The sequence below is a fragment of the Rhodococcus sp. W8901 genome (assembly GCF_013348805.1).
Classification (GTDB): Bacteria; Actinomycetota; Actinomycetes; order Mycobacteriales; family Mycobacteriaceae; genus Prescottella.
This window is the reverse complement of sequence record NZ_CP054690.1, coordinates 4484799-4502054: the sequence shown is the minus strand read 5'-3', so window position 1 is coordinate 4502054 and position 17256 is coordinate 4484799. Positions and strand designations below refer to the sequence as shown.

General features: G+C 67.8%; 17 protein-coding genes. 15 read left to right on the top strand and 2 right to left on the bottom strand.

The window, feature by feature from the left end; genetic code table 11:
• The first annotated feature begins 10 nt into the window (after window positions 1-10).
• The 8 genes from HUN07_RS20950 (at window position 11) to HUN07_RS20915 (ending at window position 9752) form a co-directional block, all read left to right on the top strand.
• On the top strand, window positions 11-367 hold the full coding sequence (locus HUN07_RS20950; RefSeq protein WP_114718778.1) for a hypothetical protein: 357 nt from the start codon (window positions 11-13) through the stop codon (window positions 365-367).
• Between the two features lie 110 nt (window positions 368-477).
• Entirely contained in the window at window positions 478-1287 is an 810-nt protein-coding gene (locus HUN07_RS20945; RefSeq protein ID WP_174912498.1) for a TIGR03084 family metal-binding protein, read from the top strand.
• Window positions 1284-3023, top strand: coding sequence for an acyclic terpene utilization AtuA family protein (locus HUN07_RS20940; RefSeq protein ID WP_174912495.1), 1740 nt, complete (start codon window positions 1284-1286; stop codon window positions 3021-3023). The genes HUN07_RS20945 and HUN07_RS20940 overlap by 4 nt, the downstream gene beginning before the upstream one ends.
• Window positions 3020-4168, top strand: a complete 1149-nt coding sequence (locus HUN07_RS20935; protein ID WP_174912492.1) for an acyl-CoA dehydrogenase family protein — start codon at window positions 3020-3022, stop codon at window positions 4166-4168. Before HUN07_RS20940 ends, HUN07_RS20935 begins: the two co-directional genes overlap by 4 nt.
• The gene (locus tag HUN07_RS20930) at window positions 4165-5763 is read left to right on the top strand and encodes an acyl-CoA carboxylase subunit beta (protein WP_174912489.1); all 1599 of its coding nucleotides are present in this window, start codon (window positions 4165-4167) and stop codon (window positions 5761-5763) included. Before HUN07_RS20935 ends, HUN07_RS20930 begins: the two co-directional genes overlap by 4 nt.
• Window positions 5764-5783: 20 nt before the next feature.
• On the top strand, window positions 5784-7778 hold the full coding sequence (locus tag HUN07_RS20925; RefSeq protein WP_174912487.1) for an acetyl/propionyl/methylcrotonyl-CoA carboxylase subunit alpha: 1995 nt from the start codon (window positions 5784-5786) through the stop codon (window positions 7776-7778).
• The gene (locus HUN07_RS20920; protein WP_174912484.1) at window positions 7775-8938 is read left to right on the top strand and encodes an acyl-CoA dehydrogenase family protein; all 1164 of its coding nucleotides are present in this window, start codon (window positions 7775-7777) and stop codon (window positions 8936-8938) included. Before HUN07_RS20925 ends, HUN07_RS20920 begins: the two co-directional genes overlap by 4 nt.
• 10 nt (window positions 8939-8948) lie before the next feature.
• Complete coding sequence (locus tag HUN07_RS20915) at window positions 8949-9752, top strand: enoyl-CoA hydratase family protein (RefSeq protein WP_174912481.1); 804 nt, start codon at window positions 8949-8951, stop codon at window positions 9750-9752.
• A 58-nt stretch (window positions 9753-9810) separates the two neighbouring features.
• Here the strand turns inward: HUN07_RS20915 and HUN07_RS27305 are convergent, their stop codons facing one another.
• Entirely contained in the window at window positions 9811-9939 is a 129-nt protein-coding gene (locus HUN07_RS27305) for a hypothetical protein (RefSeq protein ID WP_258557615.1), read from the bottom strand.
• Window positions 9940-10114: 175 nt separating this feature from the next.
• Between HUN07_RS27305 and HUN07_RS20910 the strand changes: the two genes are divergently transcribed.
• From HUN07_RS20910 to tuf, 7 genes are all read left to right on the top strand, one after another.
• The gene (locus tag HUN07_RS20910; RefSeq protein WP_114718786.1) at window positions 10115-10753 is read left to right on the top strand and encodes a TetR/AcrR family transcriptional regulator; all 639 of its coding nucleotides are present in this window, start codon (window positions 10115-10117) and stop codon (window positions 10751-10753) included.
• 18 nt (window positions 10754-10771) lie between these two features.
• The gene (locus HUN07_RS20905; protein WP_114718787.1) at window positions 10772-11299 is read left to right on the top strand and encodes a DUF3558 domain-containing protein; all 528 of its coding nucleotides are present in this window, start codon (window positions 10772-10774) and stop codon (window positions 11297-11299) included.
• Between the two features lie 2 nt (window positions 11300-11301).
• On the top strand, window positions 11302-11844 hold the full coding sequence (locus tag HUN07_RS20900; protein ID WP_174914921.1) for a DUF3558 domain-containing protein: 543 nt from the start codon (window positions 11302-11304) through the stop codon (window positions 11842-11844).
• 402 nt (window positions 11845-12246) lie between these two features.
• Entirely contained in the window at window positions 12247-12621 is a 375-nt protein-coding gene (rpsL, locus tag HUN07_RS20895) for a 30S ribosomal protein S12 (RefSeq protein WP_107982750.1), read from the top strand.
• Window positions 12621-13091 carry a 30S ribosomal protein S7 gene (gene rpsG, locus HUN07_RS20890; RefSeq protein WP_114718789.1) on the top strand — a complete coding sequence of 157 codons (471 nt, stop codon included), beginning with the start codon at window positions 12621-12623 and terminating at the stop codon, window positions 13089-13091. The genes rpsL and rpsG overlap by 1 nt, the downstream gene beginning before the upstream one ends.
• Window positions 13092-13242: 151 nt before the next feature.
• Window positions 13243-15345 (top strand): elongation factor G, encoded by a 2103-nt coding sequence (gene fusA, locus HUN07_RS20885; protein WP_114718790.1) that lies wholly within the window; start codon window positions 13243-13245, stop codon window positions 15343-15345.
• Between the two features lie 89 nt (window positions 15346-15434).
• Entirely contained in the window at window positions 15435-16625 is a 1191-nt protein-coding gene (gene tuf, locus HUN07_RS20880; RefSeq protein ID WP_114718791.1) for an elongation factor Tu, read from the top strand.
• Between the two features lie 37 nt (window positions 16626-16662).
• On the opposite strand, the gene HUN07_RS27535 is transcribed toward tuf, so the two are convergent.
• Window positions 16663-17223 (bottom strand): ester cyclase, encoded by a 561-nt coding sequence (locus HUN07_RS27535; RefSeq protein WP_368077056.1) that lies wholly within the window; start codon window positions 17221-17223, stop codon window positions 16663-16665.
• Window positions 17224-17256 lie beyond the last annotated feature (33 nt).

The following is a 17256-nucleotide window of genomic DNA, read 5'->3' as shown; positions in this document are numbered from 1 at the left end:
GGGGCGCATCATGGCTGTAGAGCCTGGCGTCGCGCACAACCCGGACAACACTTCGAACTGGCACTACTACGCGGTCGTGGGAACCACGGTCGGGGGCGGTCACACGCTCGCCGAATTCGGGCCCCACTCCACGGCACTGACGGCGCTGCAGGTCGCCGTCCATTCGGTCAATCACACGGCGTATTCGCTTTTCGAGCAGGGGATGACCGGGAGCATGCTCGCCGAGCAGCAACTGGTGGAGCGTCTTCCGATCACGAACTTCGCGATCGAGCGGCTTCATCCGGTCACCCGTACCCCGGATCTCGGGTGGTCGCTCAACGGCGGACGTCGACGGTCGTGGGACAGCGCGGCACATTTGAGTGCCTGAGTGGTGAGGGTTCTCTTCTGATTCGGATCGGCATCCCCGATAAACAAGCATGCGTGCTTGATTTTTAATCTCTTCGGTGTGATGCTGGTCTCAGGATTCGAGGAGGGTATGTGGCTGACCTGAACAAGATCGTCGACGACCTGCGGGCGGAGGGTGCCGCCCTCGACGCGCTCGTTGCGGATCTGCCCGAGTCGGAGTGGGCGACGCCCACTCCGGCCGAGGGCTGGACCGTCGCGCACCAGATAGGCCACCTCGCGTGGACCGACCGCGCCGCGCTGTCGGCGGCCACCGACGAGGACGCCTTCACCGCCCAACTGGCGGAGGCGTGGAAGAACCCGTACGGCTTCGTGGACGAGGGCGCCGAGATCGAGGCGCGGCGCCCACCGCAGGAGCTGCTGGCCGACTGGCGCGAAACCCGGGACAAGCTCGCGGCGGTGCTGCAGGAGGTTCCGGTCGGCACCAAACTGCCGTGGTACGGGCCGCCGATGAGCGCGGCGTCGATGGCGACCGCTCGGCTGATGGAGACATGGGCGCACGGCCGCGACGTCGCCGAGGCACTCGGCGCGGTGTCCGTCGCGACGGACCGGTTGCAGCACATCGCACGGCTGGGGGTGCGCACCCGCGACTTCGCGTACGGCGTCAACCAGCTCACCCCGCCGGCCGAGGAGTTCCGCGTGGAACTGGCCGCACCGGACGGCGCCGTCTGGGCGTGGGGCCCCGCGGATGCCGCGCAGCGAGTGAGCGGCTCCGCCGAGGACTTCTGCCTGCTGGTCACGCAGCGCGTGCACCGCGGCGACACGGCGCTGCGGACCACCGGTGACGACGCAGAACAGTGGCTCGGCATCGCGCAGGCGTTCGCGGGGCCGTCGGGCACAGGACGTGAGTCCAGTGACTCCGCGGCGGCGGAGACGGCCCAGTGACGGCCCCGGTCCGGATCGGGAACTGCTCCGGCTTCTACGGCGACCGCATCTCGGCGATGCGGGAGATGCTCGAGGGCGGCGACCTGGACTATCTCACCGGTGACTATCTCGCCGAGTTGACGATGCTCATCCTGGGCCGCGATCGGATGAAGGACCCGACGCGCGGCTACGCGAAGACCTTCCTCCGCCAGGCCGAGGACTGCCTCGGGCTCGCACTGGACCGCGGCGTGAAGATCGTCGCCAACGCCGGCGGACTCAACCCGGCCGGACTCGTCGACGCGCTGCGCGAGGTGAACGACCGGCTGGGGCTGAACGCCCGCATCGCGCACGTCGAGGGCGACGACCTCATCGCGCGGGCCGCCGAACTCGGGCTCGACCGCGAGACCACGCCGCTGACCGCCAACGCGTACCTGGGGGCATGGGGGATCGTCGAGTGCCTGAACGGGGGAGCGGACGTCGTGGTGACCGGGCGCGTCACCGACGCGTCGGTGATCGTGGGGCCGGCCGCCGCGCACTTCGGCTGGGCCCGGGACGATTTCGACCGCCTCGCGGGTGCGGTGGTGGCCGGTCACGTGATCGAGTGCGGCACGCAGGCAACCGGTGGCAACTACTCGTGGTTCACCGAGATCGCCGACCTGGGACGTCCCGGCTTCCCGATCACGGAGATCCACGACGACGGTTCGTCGGTCATCACCAAACACGCCGGTACCGGCGGAGCCGTGAGCCGGGGGACCGTGACGGCGCAGTTGCTGTACGAGATCACCGGCGGCCGTTATGCGAACCCGGACGTCACGGCGCGCATGGATTCCGCCGTGCTCTCCGACGACGGCCCGGACCGTGTCCGTATCTCCGGTGTCACCGGCGAGGCGCCGCCCCCGCAGTACAAGGTGTCGCTCAACGCGCTCGCCGGTTTCCGGAACGAGGCCACCTTCGTGCTCACCGGACTCGACATCGATGCCAAGGCGAATCTTGTTCGGCAGCAACTGGATGCGTGGCTGACGGTGCGGCCGCAGGAACTCGAGTGGACGCTCGCGCGGACGGACCACCCCGACGCCGACACCGAGGAGGCCGCGAGCGCACTGCTGCGCTGCACGGTTCGCGACACCGACCCGAACGTCGTCGGCCGGGCCTTCTCGTCGGTCGCGGTCGAACTGGCGCTCGCGAGCTACCCCGGCTTCACGCTCACGGCGCCGCCGTCGAACGGGCAGCCCTACGCGGTGTTCACCCCGGGCTACGTCGACGCGGGCGAGGTGCCGCACGTCGCGGTGCTGCCGGACGGTACGCGCATCGACATCCCCCCGAGCGGCGTCACCCGAGGGCTCGAGGAACTCCCGGAACCGGCTCTGCCGGAGCCGCTTCCGCAGACCCAGACGGTGAGTGCACCCCTCGGCGCGATCGCAGCCGCCCGCAGCGGCGACAAGGGCGGCAACGCCAATGTCGGCGTGTGGGTCCGCACCGACGACCAGTGGCGCTGGCTGGTGCACGCCCTCACCGTCGACGAGGTCAAACGGATGCTGCCGGAGACGAAGGCCCTGAACGTGACCCGGCACGTGCTGCCGCACCTGCGGGCGGTCAACTTCGTGATCGAGGGCATCCTCGGCCGCGGCGTCGCGTCGCAGGCCCGCTTCGACCCGCAGGCCAAGGGGCTCGGCGAGTGGCTGCGGTCCCGGCACATCGAGATCCCCATCGCCCTGGTTCCCTCTTACGCCGATGAACTTCAGGAAGGGCACGCATGAGTGTGTGGGACACACCCGAACGGCACCAGCTACGCAAGACGGTCCGAGGCTTCGTCGAGCAGGAGATCCTGCCGCACCTGAACCACTGGGAGCGCGACGGCGAGATCCCGCGCGAGTTGCATCGGAAGGCCGCGGCCCTCGGCCTGCTCGGCGCCGGCTTCCCCGAGGAGGTCGGCGGCGACGGCGGCGACCTGGTGGACGCGGTCGTGATCTGCGAGGAGATGCACCAGGCCGGGGCATCGGGCGGGCTGTTCGCCTCGCTGTTCACGTGCGGGATCGCCTTGCCGCACCTTGTCGCGGCGGGTGATCCCGCGCAGATCGATCTCTGGGTGCGGCCGACGCTCGCGGGCGAGAAGATCGGCTCGCTGGCGATCACCGAGCCCGGCGGCGGCTCCGACGTCGGACACCTGCGCACCACGGCCGTCCGCGACGGCGACCACTACATCGTCAACGGGTCCAAGACGTTCATCACCTCCGCGGTGCGTGCCGACTTCGTCGTCACCGCGGTGCGCACGGGTGGTCCGGGTGCCGGTGGGGTGTCGCTGCTCGTGATCGAGAAGGGCACACCGGGATTCGAGGTGGCCCGCAAGCTCGACAAGATGGGCTGGCGCGCGTCGGACACCGCCGAACTGTCGTTCGTGGATGCCCGCGTTCCGGTGGAAAACCTGGTGGGCGAGGAGAACTCGGGGTTCGTGCAGATCGCGCAGGCGTTCCTCACCGAGCGGATCGCGCTGGCCGCGCAGGCGTACGCGAGTGCGCAGCGCTGCCTCGACCTCACGCTGCAGTGGTGCCGCGACCGCGAGACGTTCGGCCGTCCGCTGATCTCGCGGCAGGCCGTGCAGAACACGGTCACCGAGATGACCCGCCGCATCGACGTCGCCCGCGTCTACACGCGCACGCTCGTCGAGCGGTCGCTCACGTCGGACGAGGATTTCGTCGCCGAGGTGTGTTTCGCGAAGAACACCGCCGTCGAGGCCGGCGAATGGGTGGCCAACCAGGCCGTGCAGCTGTTCGGCGGCATGGGCTACATGCAGGAGAGCGAAGTGGAGAGGCAGTACCGGGACATGCGGATTCTGGGCATCGGGGGCGGGACCACGGAGATCCTGACCTCCCTGGCGGCGAAGCGATTGGGGTACCAGGCATGACGATCCTGAAGTCGACACTGGACACCGACGCGCCGGAGTACACGGCTGCGGCCGAGTCGATGACGACCAAGCTCGCCGAGATCGAGGCCGAGCACGCGAAGGCGCTCGCCGGGGGTGGCGAGAAGTACGTGGAGCGGCACCACAAGCGGGGCAAACTGCTCGCCCGCGAGCGGATCGAACTGCTGCTGGACCCGGATTCGCCGTTCCTCGAGCTGTCGCCGCTCGCGGCGTGGGGCACCGAGTTCCCGGTGGGTGCGTCGACGATCGTCGGCATCGGTGTCGTCAGCGGCGTCGAGTGCCTCATCGTCGCGAACGATCCGACGGTCCGCGGTGGCACGTCCAACCCGTGGACCCTCAAGAAGGGCTTCCGCGCCAACGACATCGCGGTGCAGAACCGGCTCCCGGTGATCTCGCTCGTCGAGTCCGGCGGCGCCGACCTGCCGACGCAGAAGGAGGTCTTCATCCCGGGCGGACGGATGTTCCGTGACCTCACCAAGCTGTCGGCGGCCGGCATTCCCACGATCGCGCTGGTGTTCGGTAACTCCACCGCCGGCGGCGCCTACATCCCCGGCATGTCCGACCACGTCGTGATGATCAAGGAACGCTCCAAGGTGTTCCTGGCCGGGCCGCCGCTGGTGAAGATGGCCACCGGCGAGGAGTCCGACGACGAGGCGCTCGGGGGTGCCGAGATGCACGCCCGCACATCGGGTCTCGCGGACTACTTCGCGGTGGACGAGCACGACGCGATTCGCATCGGTCGCAGCATCGTCAATCGGCTGAACTGGCGCAAGCAGGGTCCGGCGCCGCGCGCCGAGGTGATCGAGCCGCTCGAGGATCCCGAGGAGCTGCTGGGTATCGTCCCGGCCGATCTGAAGATTCCGTTCGATCCGCGCGAGGTGATCGCCCGCATCGTCGACGGTTCCGACTTCGACGAGTTCAAGCCGATGTACGGCTCGTCCCTCGTCACCGGCTGGGCCGAACTCCACGGCTACCCGATCGGCATCCTCGCCAACGCGCGTGGCGTGCTCTTCAGCGAGGAGTCCCAGAAGGCCACCCAGTTCATTCAGCTCGCGAACCGGTCGAACACTCCACTTCTGTTCCTGCACAACACCACCGGCTACATGGTCGGCAAGGAGTACGAGGAGGGTGGCATGATCAAGCACGGCTCGATGATGATCAACGCCGTCTCGAACTCCACGGTTCCGCACATCTCGATCCTGCTGGGGGCGTCGTACGGCGCCGGTCACTACGGCATGTGCGGCCGCGCGTTCGACCCGCGGTTCCTGTTCGCATGGCCCAGTTCCAAGTCGGCGGTGATGGGCGGCGCCCAGCTGGCGGGCGTCATCTCCATCGTCGGCAGGGCCGCCGCCGAGGCCCGCGGGCAGGCGTTCGACGCGGAGGCCGACGCCGGGATGCGCGCGATGATCGAGAACCAGATCGAAGCCGAGTCGCTGCCGATGTTCCTGTCCGGACGGCTCTACGACGACGGCGTCATCGACCCCCGCGACACCCGCACGGTGGTGGGAATGTGCCTGTCGGCCATTGCCACCGCCCCGATCGAGGGCACCGCGAACTTCGGTGTCTTCCGGATGTGAGGAACCGAGTGAGTAGCACTGTGAGTACGTCCCCCGTCACGTCCGTCCTGGTCGCCAACCGCGGCGAGATCGCCCGACGCGTCTTCGCGACGTGCCGCCGCACCGGTGTCGGCACGGTGGCGGTGTTCTCCGATCCGGACGCCGCCAGCCCGCACGTCGCCGAGGCCGACGCCGCGGTCCGGCTCCCGGGTTCGACGCCCGCCGAGACCTACCTGCGCGCCGACGCGCTCATCGCTGCGGCCCGCGCCGCCGGCGCCGACGCGATCCATCCCGGCTACGGGTTCCTGTCGGAGAACGCCGATTTCGCGCAGGCCGTGGAGGCCGCCGGCCTCACGTGGATCGGCCCGCCGGTCAAGTCCATCGAGCTGATGGGCTCCAAGGTCGAGTCCAAGCGGATCATGGCCGACGCCGGCGTCCCCGTCCTCGCCGAGCTGGACCCGGCGGCGGTCACCGAGGCCGATCTGCCGGTGCTCGTCAAGGCGTCCGCCGGTGGCGGCGGCCGCGGCATGCGGGTGGTGCGCGAGCTGGCGGCGCTGCCCCGCGAGATCGAGGCGGCCGCGCGGGAGGCGCAGTCGGCGTTCGGCGATCCGACGGTGTTCTGCGAGCGCTACCTCGAGACCGGACGGCACATCGAGGTGCAGGTGATGGCCGACCGGCACGGCACGGTGTGGGCGGTGGGGGAGCGAGAGTGCTCCATCCAGCGCCGCCACCAGAAGGTGGTGGAGGAGGCCCCGTCGCCGCTCGTCGAACGCCTTCCCGCCATGCGCGCCAGGCTGTTCGAGGCGGCCCGGCTCGCCGCGAACGCGATCGGGTACGAGGGTGCCGGCACCGTCGAGTTCCTCGCCGACGAACAGGGCGAGTTCTTCTTCCTGGAGATGAACACCCGCCTGCAGGTGGAACACCCGGTCACCGAGTGCACCACGGGGCTCGACCTCGTCGAGCTGCAGCTGGAGGTGGCCGCGGGCGCCGCACTGCCCGCCGAACCGCCTGCCCTGCGCGGACATTCGATCGAGGTCCGGCTGTATGCCGAGGATCCCGCCCACAACTGGCGACCGCAGAGCGGCACCGTCGAGCGCATCGAACTGCGCGGCAGCACTGCGGAGTTCGAGGTCCTCGACCGGGCCGGGGTGCGCCTGGACTCGGGTGTCGAGGACGGCTCCGTGGTGAGCGTCTTCTACGACCCGATGCTCGCGAAGGTCATCTCGTTCGCGCCCACCCGCACCCAGGCCGCGCAGGTGCTGGCGTCCGCACTGGCCCGCACCCGGCTGCACGGACTGCAGACCAACCGCGACCTGCTGGTGAACGTCCTGCGGCACCCCGCGTTCCTCGCGGGCGACACCGACACCGCGTTCTTCGACACCCACGGGCTCGACCGGCTGGCGCGTCCCCTCGCCGACGAGCAGGCCGAGAAGCTGTCCGCACTCGCGGCCGCGCTCGCCGACGCCGCTCGCAATCGTGTCGCGGCGCCGGTGAACGCCGGTCTGCCCAGCGGCTGGCGGAACCTGCCGTCGCAGCCGCAGAGCAAGCAGTACACGGGAGCACACGGCGAGTACGACGTCCGCTACCTGCAGACCCGGTCGGGACTGATCGCGGAGGACTTCGAGGACGTCGCCCTGATTTCCTCCGGGCCGGACCACGTCGTGCTCGACGTCTCCGGTCTGCGGCGCGGTTTCGACGTCGCCCGCTACGGCGACCGGGTATATGTCGACTCGGCGCTCGGACCGGTATCGCTCACGGCGATACAGAGATTCGTCGACCCGTCGACCGTCCTCGCGGAGGGGTCGCTGCTGGCACCCATGCCGGGCGCGGTGATCAGGCTGGGGGCGGCAGCGGGTGATCACGTGGCGGCCGGACAGCCGATCCTGTGGCTCGAGGCCATGAAGATGGAGCACACCGTCAAGGCGCCCGCCGCCGGTGTGCTCACCGAACTACCCGTCGTCGTCGGCCAGCAGGTCGACGTCGGATCGGTCCTGGCAATCGTGGAAGCAGAAGTCGCAGAAGGAGAAACCGCATGAGCAGCTTCATCGAGACGGACGAGCAGAAGGAGCTGCGGGCGGCGGTCTCCAAGCTCGCGCAGCGCTTCAACTACGTCGACTACGTACTTCCCAAGGCACGCAAGGGCGAGCCGCTCACGGAGCTGTGGAACGAGGCCGGCAAGCTCGGGTTCCTCGGCGTCAACCTCCCCGAGGAGTACGGCGGCGGGGGAGCGGGCATCTACGAACTCGCCCTGGTGCAGGAGGAACTCGCGGCGCAGGGCGCCGGACTGCTGCTGGTCGTGGTCTCGCCCGCGATCTGCGGCACCATCATCGGCAAGTACGGCACCGATGCGCAGAAGCAGGAATGGCTGACCGCGCTCGCGGACGGCTCCAAGATCATGGCGTTCGGCATCACCGAACCCGATGCCGGTTCCAACTCGCACCAGATCACCACCACCGCCCGGCGCGACGGCGAGGACTGGGTCCTGCGCGGCAACAAGGTCTACATCTCCGGCGTCGACCAGGCCGACGCCGTGCTGATCGTGGCCCGCACCGAGGACCACAAGTCGGGCAAGCTCAAGCCCGCGCTGTTCATCGTGCCCACCGACGCCGAGAACTTCGTCGCGCAGCGCATGGACATGGACATCATCGAGCCGGATCACCAGTTCACGCTGTTCCTCGACGACGTCCGGCTGCCCGCCGACGCGCTCGTCGGATCGGAGGACGCCGCGCTGATGCAGCTGTTCGCGGGCCTCAACCCCGAGCGCATCCTCGGTGCGGCCATGGCGATCGGTATGGGTCGGTGGGCCCTCGAAGCCGGTGTGAAGTTCGCGAAGGAACGGACCGTCTGGAAGACGCCGATCGGCGCCCACCAGGGGCTGGCGCATCCGCTGGCGCAGTGCAAGATCGAACTCGAACTGGCCAAGCTGATGATGCAGAAGGCCGCCGTCCTCTACGACAGCGGCGACGACTTCGGTGCGGCGGAGGCCGCGAACATGGCCAAGTACGCGGCGGCCGAGGCCAGCATCAGGGCCCTCGATCAGGCGATCCAGACGCACGGCGGCGCGGGTCTCACCAAGGAATACGGGCTGTCGGCGATGCTCGGCGCGGCGCGGATCGCGCGGGTGGCGCCGGTGAGTCGCGAGATGATCCTCAACTTCGTCTCCCAGCACTCGCTGGGCCTGCCGAAGTCGTACTGAGGCGGTGCGTATGACGGATCGTTTCGTTCGATACGACGTCGCGGACGGCTGCGCCACGCTCACCCTCGACTCACCGCACAACCGCAACGCGATCTCGAGCAGGCTGGTCGCCGAACTGCTGCAGGGATTGGCCGACGCCGCGGCCGACGATGCCGCCCGCACGGTCGTGCTCACCCACACCGGGGGCACGTTCTGTGCGGGTGCGGATCTGTCGGAAGCGTCCGGGGCGTCCGGGGCCTCCGGGGCGGTCGATGCGAGCCCGGCGGAACTCGCCGCCGAGCGGACCCGGCAGATGGTCAAGCTGTTGAGGGCGATCGTCGAACTGCCCAAGCCCGTGATCGCCCGAGTGGACGGACACGTCCGTGCCGGCGGGATGGGACTGGTGGGGGCGTGCGACATCGTCGTCGCCGGGCCGGACAGCACGTTCGCCCTGACAGAGGCGCGTCTCGGGCTGGCGGCGTCGATCATCTCGCTCACCGTGATTCCGCGGCTCACGGCGCGCGCGGCGGGACGCTACTTCCTCACAGGCGAGAAGTTCGGCCCGCACGAGGCGGAGGCGATCGGACTGATCAGCGAGGCCGTGCAGGACTCGGACGACACCGTTCGGGAACTGGTCGCCACACTGCGGAAATGCTCGCCGCAGGGGCTGGCCGAATCCAAGAAGCTCACGACGATGCGGATGCTCGAGGACTTCGACCGCTACGGGGAGGTGCTCGCCGCACAGTCGGCGGCCCTGTTCGGGTCGGCGGATGCGGTCGAGGGGATCACCGCGTTCATGCAGAAGCGGCCGCCGAGGTGGGCCGTCGACGGCTGAAACGAGCGCGGGGTTCCTTCCGTGATGGACGGGACCCCGCGCTCGTCGGGGCGTCGGATCAGCCGAAGATGCCCGAGACGGTCTCGAGCGAGCCCGCGAAGAAGCTGAGGGCGCCGAAGAGGTCGCTGGCAGCGCCGGCGAAGTCGGTCACGAAGTCGAAGAAGTCGAGGATCTCGGCAGAACCCATGGTGATGCTCCTGTGGATGTGGTGTTAGTAGGGAAGGCAATCCTTCCTCAGGGAAGATTGATAACGTGCCCGAGTCTGGTTCGCAATGAGAATGTGACGTAGGTAACCCTAACTTTCACGGTGTTAACTTCGGATGCACATATCGGTAGGGCGGGTAGGAGAGGACAGCGACGACATGCGCGCACCCCAGCAGGACCGGAGCAGGCTGACCCGGCACAGGCTCCTTGAAGCCACGGTCGACTGTCTGACCGATTTCGGGTGGTCCGCGACAACGGTCGCGGTCGTTGCGCAGCGCGCCGGCGTCTCCCGCGGTGCCGCGCAGCACCACTTCCCGACCCGCGAGGATCTCATCACCGCGGCGCTCGAGTTCATGTTCGACAGCCGGATGGAACAGGCGCGGCGTGAGGTCACCGAGCTGCCCGAAGGGGCGGGCCGGACGGAGGCGGTCGTGGCCCGGCTCGTCGACTACTACTCGGGTTCGCTGTTCAAGGCGGCGCTGCAGGTGTGGACGGCGGCGGCCGCCGACCCCGAACTACGGGCACGGGTGCTGCCGCTCGAGGAGCGGTTCGGTCGCATCGCCCACCGCACGGCCGTCGAGAGCCTCGGCGTCGACGATTCGAACCCCACGGTCCGGCGGCTCGTCCAGGCCACCCTCGACCTCGCCCGCGGTCTCGGGCTCGCGGACGTCCTCACCGACGACTCGCGCCGTCGCGCCGAGATCGTGCGGTGCTGGGCGGTCCAGCTCGACGCCGCGCTGCGGCCACTCGACGCGCAGCGCGTGGACGCGACGGCACCCGCCTCGCCGGTGTCGTAGCCGGTACAGTTCCGCTCCATGTCGAACAAGCTGGTGGGGGTGCTGGCGGGTGTCGCGGTGCTGGTCACCGGATGCGGCGCGGCGGCGGGCGGTTCTGACGAATCCAGCGGTTCGTCGGCGTCGACCGCACGCACGTCCGGTCCCTTCTTCGGGGAGTGCGGATCGGTCACCGACGAGGAGGTGGCCGCGGCCTTCGGCGTCCCGAGTTTCGGGTCGGTGGTCCGCAACTCGGTGGGCTGCGAGTGGCAGGTCTCGCCGGCGGCCGGGCAGCCTGGACCGCACGTGTCGTTCTCCTGGTATCGAGGAAGCCCGATCGGTCGCGAGCGGGCCGGCAGTGAGCTGATCGGGCGTCCGGCCACCGACATCGAGATCGAGGGGCGTCCCGGTTTCGAGGCGTCCGTGTCGAGTCGGCTGTGCGAGCTGGGGGTCGAGTTCGACGACGACTTCGTGCACTGGTCGGTCGCATACGTCGACTCGGTGCCGTCGGCCGATCCGTGCACCGCGGCACGACATCTCGCGGAGCTCACCGCGTCGAGGGGGAAGTGACGTTGACCCGGACCTCGACACTCGCCGCCGTCCCCACCGCTGTCCTGGCCGGTGTGCTCCTGCTCGCGGGCTGTGCCTCGACCGTCGCCGGCACGCCGACCCCGGTCGGTGCGACCGAGCCCGGTGCGTCGTCGCGGTTCGCGGCGCTGCTCACCGAGTGCGACGTCGTGCCGCCCGAGAAGATCGCCGAGGCGGTCGGCGGTGACTCGATCGAGCGGGGCTTCTTCGGCGCGATCTGCCGCTGGACCGTCGGCGGCCCGAGCGGTCCGGTCCGGGTGACGTTCAACTGGTTCGAGACCGGCGGGCTCGACATCGAGCGCCGGACGTCCGAGCAGCTGGGGTATGCGGTGCAGGACATCACCGTCGAGGGGCGGCGTGCGGTGCTGTCGCGACCCCCGCAGGATCCGGGCAGTTGTGGGATCTCGGCCGGTGGCCCGGCCGGGGGCGTCGTGGGCTGGTGGGTGCAGTTCCAGTCGGCCGGACACCCCGATCCGTGTGACGCCGCGGTCGCGCTGGCAAAGCTGACGTTGAACCTGAGCGCGTGAGGTCGGACCGGTCCGACTCGCCCGGAGATTTCCGGACTCACATACCACGCCGGGCATACCATGTTCGGCCCGCTTTGACCTCGAACGGAGCCGCCGGGTATCGTTGGGGGTCGTGTCCGACCGTGGGGGTCGCTACGCAGGCAACTCTCCCTCGTGCTCGGGCCGATCTGTGTGCCTATGCGAGGCATTGCCGTGCGCGAGTTTCTGCTGTTTCTGCAGGTACGAGCATCCGGTTGCCTGTGTAGGGGTGCGCGACACGCCCGACCTCGTGTGCACATGAGGGACGGGTGAGGGGCAGCAGCTCTCTTGCCCCAACCGATGGATCCCTAATTTCAGAACAGCCAAGGTTGCTTGAACGGGTTCCTGTACGAGCAGTCCGAAACCGAAGAAGAAAGCCGGTAAATGCCAACCATCAACCAGCTGGTCCGCAAGGGCCGCCGCGACAAGACCGCCAAGGTCAAGACCGCGGCCCTCAAGGGCAGCCCGCAGCGTCGTGGTGTGTGCACTCGCGTGTACACCACCACCCCGAAGAAGCCGAACTCCGCGCTGCGAAAGGTCGCCCGTGTGCGCCTGACCAGCTCCGTCGAGGTCACCGCTTACATCCCGGGTGAGGGCCACAACCTGCAGGAGCACTCGATGGTGCTCGTTCGCGGCGGTCGTGTGAAGGACCTCCCGGGTGTGCGCTACAAGATCATCCGCGGCTCGCTCGACACCCAGGGCGTCAAGAACCGCAAGCAGGCACGCAGCCGCTACGGCGCCAAGAAGGAGAAGAGCTAATGCCACGTAAGGGCCCCGCTCCCAAGCGCCCGCTGATCGCCGACCCGGTCTACGGTTCGCCGCTGGTCACGCAGCTCGTCAACAAGATCCTGTTGGACGGCAAGAAGTCCACCGCCGAGCGCATCGTCTACGAAGCACTCGAGCAGGCTCGCGAGAAGACCGGCACCGATCCGGTCGTCACCCTCAAGCGCGCGCTCGACAACGTCAAGCCCGCCCTCGAGGTCCGCAGCCGTCGCGTCGGTGGCGCCACCTACCAGGTGCCGGTCGAGGTTCGCCCCGGCCGCTCCACCACGCTGGCCCTGCGCTGGCTGGTGACCTTCTCGCGTGCACGTCGTGAGAAGACCATGGTCGAGCGTCTCGCCAACGAGCTCATGGATGCCAGCAATGGCCTCGGTGCAGCCGTGAAGCGTCGCGAGGACACCCACAAGATGGCTGAAGCCAACAAGGCGTTCGCGCACTACCGCTGGTGACACCACGCCAGGCCGGGGGAGCCTCACGGCACCGAATCCCTCGGCCTGGCGTTGGTCACTACTGTGTCGGTTCCGTCACCCGGGCCGGCTGACAACACAAGAACGTGGTCCCGACAAGGACCGACACGAGCAACGAGCGGGGAAGAATCCTGTGGCACAGGAAGTGCTGACCGACCTGAACAAGGTCCGCAACATCGGCATCATGGCGCACATCGATGCCGGTAAGACCACCACCACCGAGCGCATCCTCTTCTACACCGGTGTGAACTACAAGATCGGTGAGACCCACGACGGTGCGTCGACCACCGACTGGATGGAGCAGGAGAAGGAGCGTGGTATCACCATCACCTCCGCTGCTGTCACCTGTTTCTGGAACAACAACCAGATCAACATCATCGACACCCCCGGCCACGTCGACTTCACGGTCGAGGTCGAGCGCTCCCTCCGTGTTCTTGATGGCGCCGTTGCCGTGTTCGACGGCAAGGAGGGCGTCGAGCCCCAGTCCGAGCAGGTCTGGCGCCAGGCTGCCAAGTACGACGTTCCGCGCATCTGCTTCGTCAACAAGATGGACAAGATGGGCGCGGACTTCTACTTCACCGTGCAGACCATCATCGATCGCCTCGGCGCGAAGCCGCTGGTCCTGCAGCTGCCGATCGGCGCTGAGGACGACTTCGACGGCGTCGTCGACCTCGTCGAGATGAAGGCCATCACCTGGCGCGGCGTCGTGCCGACCGGTACCGAGCCCACCATCGAGGAGATCCCCGCGGATCTGGCCGACAAGGCTGCCGAGTACCGCGAGAAGCTGCTCGAGACCGTTGCCGAGTCCGACGAAGCTCTCATGGAGAAGTACTTCGGCGGCGAGGAGCTCACGGTCGAGGAGATCAAGGGCGCCATCCGCAAGATGACGGTCGCCTCCGAGCTGTACCCGGTTCTGTGTGGTTCCGCGTTCAAGAACAAGGGCGTTCAGCCCATGCTCGACGCGGTCATCGACTACCTGCCGAACCCGCTGGACATCGGCGAGGTCGAGGGTCACAAGCTGAACGACGAGGAGACCATCCTCAAGCGCAAGCCGAGCAAGGACGAGCCGTTCTCGGCTCTGGCCTTCAAGATCGCTGCGCACCCGTTCTTCGGCAAGCTCACCTTCGTGCGCGTCTACTCGGGTCGTATCGAGCCGGGTGCCCAGGTCCTCAACGCGACCAAGGGCAAGAAGGAGCGCATCGGCAAGCTCTTCCAGATGCATGCCAACAAGGAGAACCCGGTCGACGAGGCCGTGGCCGGCCACATCTACGCGATGATCGGCCTGAAGGACACCACGACTGGTGACACCCTGTGCGACCAGGCGAACCCGATCGTCCTCGAGTCCATGACCTTCCCGGATCCGGTCATCCAGGTCTCCATCGAGCCCAAGACCAAGTCCGACCAGGAGAAGCTGGGCACCGCGATCCAGAAGCTGGCCGAAGAGGACCCGACCTTCTCGGTCGAGCTCGACGAGGAGACCGGCCAGACCGTCATCGGCGGCATGGGCGAGCTCCACCTCGACATCCTCGTCGACCGTATGCGTCGTGAGTTCAAGGTCGAGGCCAACGTCGGCAAGCCGCAGGTCGCGTACCGCGAGACCATCACCCGGCCGGTCGAGAAGCACGAGTTCACCCACAAGAAGCAGACCGGTGGCTCGGGCCAGTTCGCAAAGGTCATCATCGCCCTCGAGCCGTTCATCGGCGAGGACGGCGCGAGCTACGAGTTCGAGAACAAGGTCTCCGGTGGCCGCGTTCCGCGCGAGTACATCCCGTCGGTCGACGCCGGTGCACAGGATGCGATGCAGTACGGTGTTCTCGCCGGCTACCCGCTCGTGAACCTCAAGCTGACCCTGCTCGACGGCGCTTACCACGACGTCGACTCCTCGGAAATGGCCTTCAAGGTCGCCGGTTCGCAGGCGCTGAAGGAAGCCGCCCGCAAGGCCGGCCCGGTCATTCTCGAGCCCATCATGGCTGTCGAGGTCACCACGCCCGAGGATTACATGGGTGAAGTGATCGGCGACCTCAACTCCCGCCGTGGCCAGATCCAGGCCATGGAGGAACGCAGTGGTGCCCGTGTCGTGAAGGCGCTGGTTCCGCTCTCGGAGATGTTCGGTTACATCGGTGATCTGCGGTCGAAGACCCAGGGCCGAGCGAACTTCTCCATGGTGTTCGATTCCTACGCAGAGGTTCCCTCGAACGTCTCGAAGGAAATCATCGCCAAGGCGACCGGCGAGTAACCTCGGTTTCGTCGGCCGAAGCACGACCAACGTAATAACCAACCGCACTGCTGCATACCGCAAGCACAATCAGTCCAGGAGGACATCCAGTGGCGAAGGCGAAGTTCGAGCGGACCAAGCCGCACGTGAACATCGGCACCATCGGTCACGTCGACCACGGCAAGACCACGACCACCGCGGCCATCACCAAGGTGCTCGCCGACAAGTTCCCGGATCTGAACGAGAGCTTCGCTTTCGATCAGATCGACAAGGCGCCGGAGGAGAAGGCTCGTGGTATCACGATCAACATCTCCCACGTCGAGTACCAGACGGAGAAGCGCCACTACGCGCACGTCGACGCTCCGGGTCACGCGGACTACATCAAGAACATGATCACCGGTGCCGCCCAGATGGACGGCGCGATCCTGGTCGTGGCCGCCACCGACGGCCCGATGCCGCAGACGCGTGAGCACGTGCTGCTCGCCCGCCAGGTCGGCGTGCCCTACATCCTCGTCGCCCTGAACAAGGCCGACATGGTCGACGACGAGGAAATCCTCGAGCTCGTCGAGATGGAGGTCCGCGAGCTGCTGGCAGGCCAGGAGTTCGACGAGAACGCTCCGGTCATCCCGATCTCGGCGCTCAAGGCGCTCGAGGGTGACGAGAAGTGGGTTCAGTCGATCGTCGACCTCATGCAGGCCGTCGACGACTCCATCCCGGACCCGGTTCGTGAGACGGACAAGCCGTTCCTGATGCCGGTCGAGGACGTCTTCACGATCACCGGTCGTGGCACCGTCGTCACCGGTCGTATCGAGCGTGGCGTTGTCAACGTGAACGAGGAAGTCGAGATCGTCGGCATCCGTCCCGATGTCACCAAGACCACGGTCACGGGCATCGAGATGTTCCGCAAGCTGCTCGACCAGGGCCAGGCCGGCGACAACGTCGGTCTGCTGGTTCGTGGCATCAAGCGCGAGGACGTCGAGCGTGGCCAGGTTGTGGTCAAGCCCGGCACCACCACCCCGCACACCGAGTTCGAGGGCCAGGCGTACATCCTGTCCAAGGACGAGGGCGGCCGCCACACGCCGTTCTTCAACAACTACCGTCCGCAGTTCTACTTCCGTACGACTGACGTGACGGGCGTTGTGACCCTGCCCGAGGGCACCGAGATGGTCATGCCCGGTGACAACACCGAGATGTCCGTCGTGCTGATCCAGCCGGTCGCTATGGACGAGGGCCTGCGTTTCGCGATCCGTGAGGGTGGCCGCACCGTCGGCGCCGGTCGCGTCACCAAGATCATCAAGTGATTCTCTGATCACTGACGGTTGATCCCGTCTGATCCAGTCAATGGCGCCCACTCCTTCGGGAGTGGGCGCCATTGCGCGTTTCCGGGCCTGGACAGGCACCCCCTGACGTCGTCGGCCACGGCGGGTTCCCTACCGGGGACAACGTCGCGAGGAGTCGTCGTCGTGCGCCCTGCACGACCGCGCCGAGTTGCTCCAGGAGGGAGAGTTCGTCCGCGAGGGCCCAGACTTCGGTGATCCTGCCGGCGGAGACCCGCATGATCAGAACCTCGTCGAATTCGATCCTGCGGCCGGTCGCGGGGATGCCGAGGAACTCGCCCGTGTGCGTGGCCACGAAGGTGGCGCGGGAATCCGGCTTCGGACCCCTCCGGGGCCGGCGGCCAGCAGGTGGCGGACCGCTGCCTGAACACCCATCCGGCGGATTTTCATCTGCGGATGGAACACAACAGGCGCCGGATCGTGTCGACGATTGTCGACAACCTCCTCGAACCGGAAGTTGACCACGTCCTCGGGGTCCGCAGAAGCGGGGGTGTCCGTCATGGATCTGCTCCTCACAGAGGCCTCGAGCCGATCGAGATCCGCACGACGAGCGAGTCGGCACGCGCTGCTGCACCTCGACCCCGACCGGTGACGG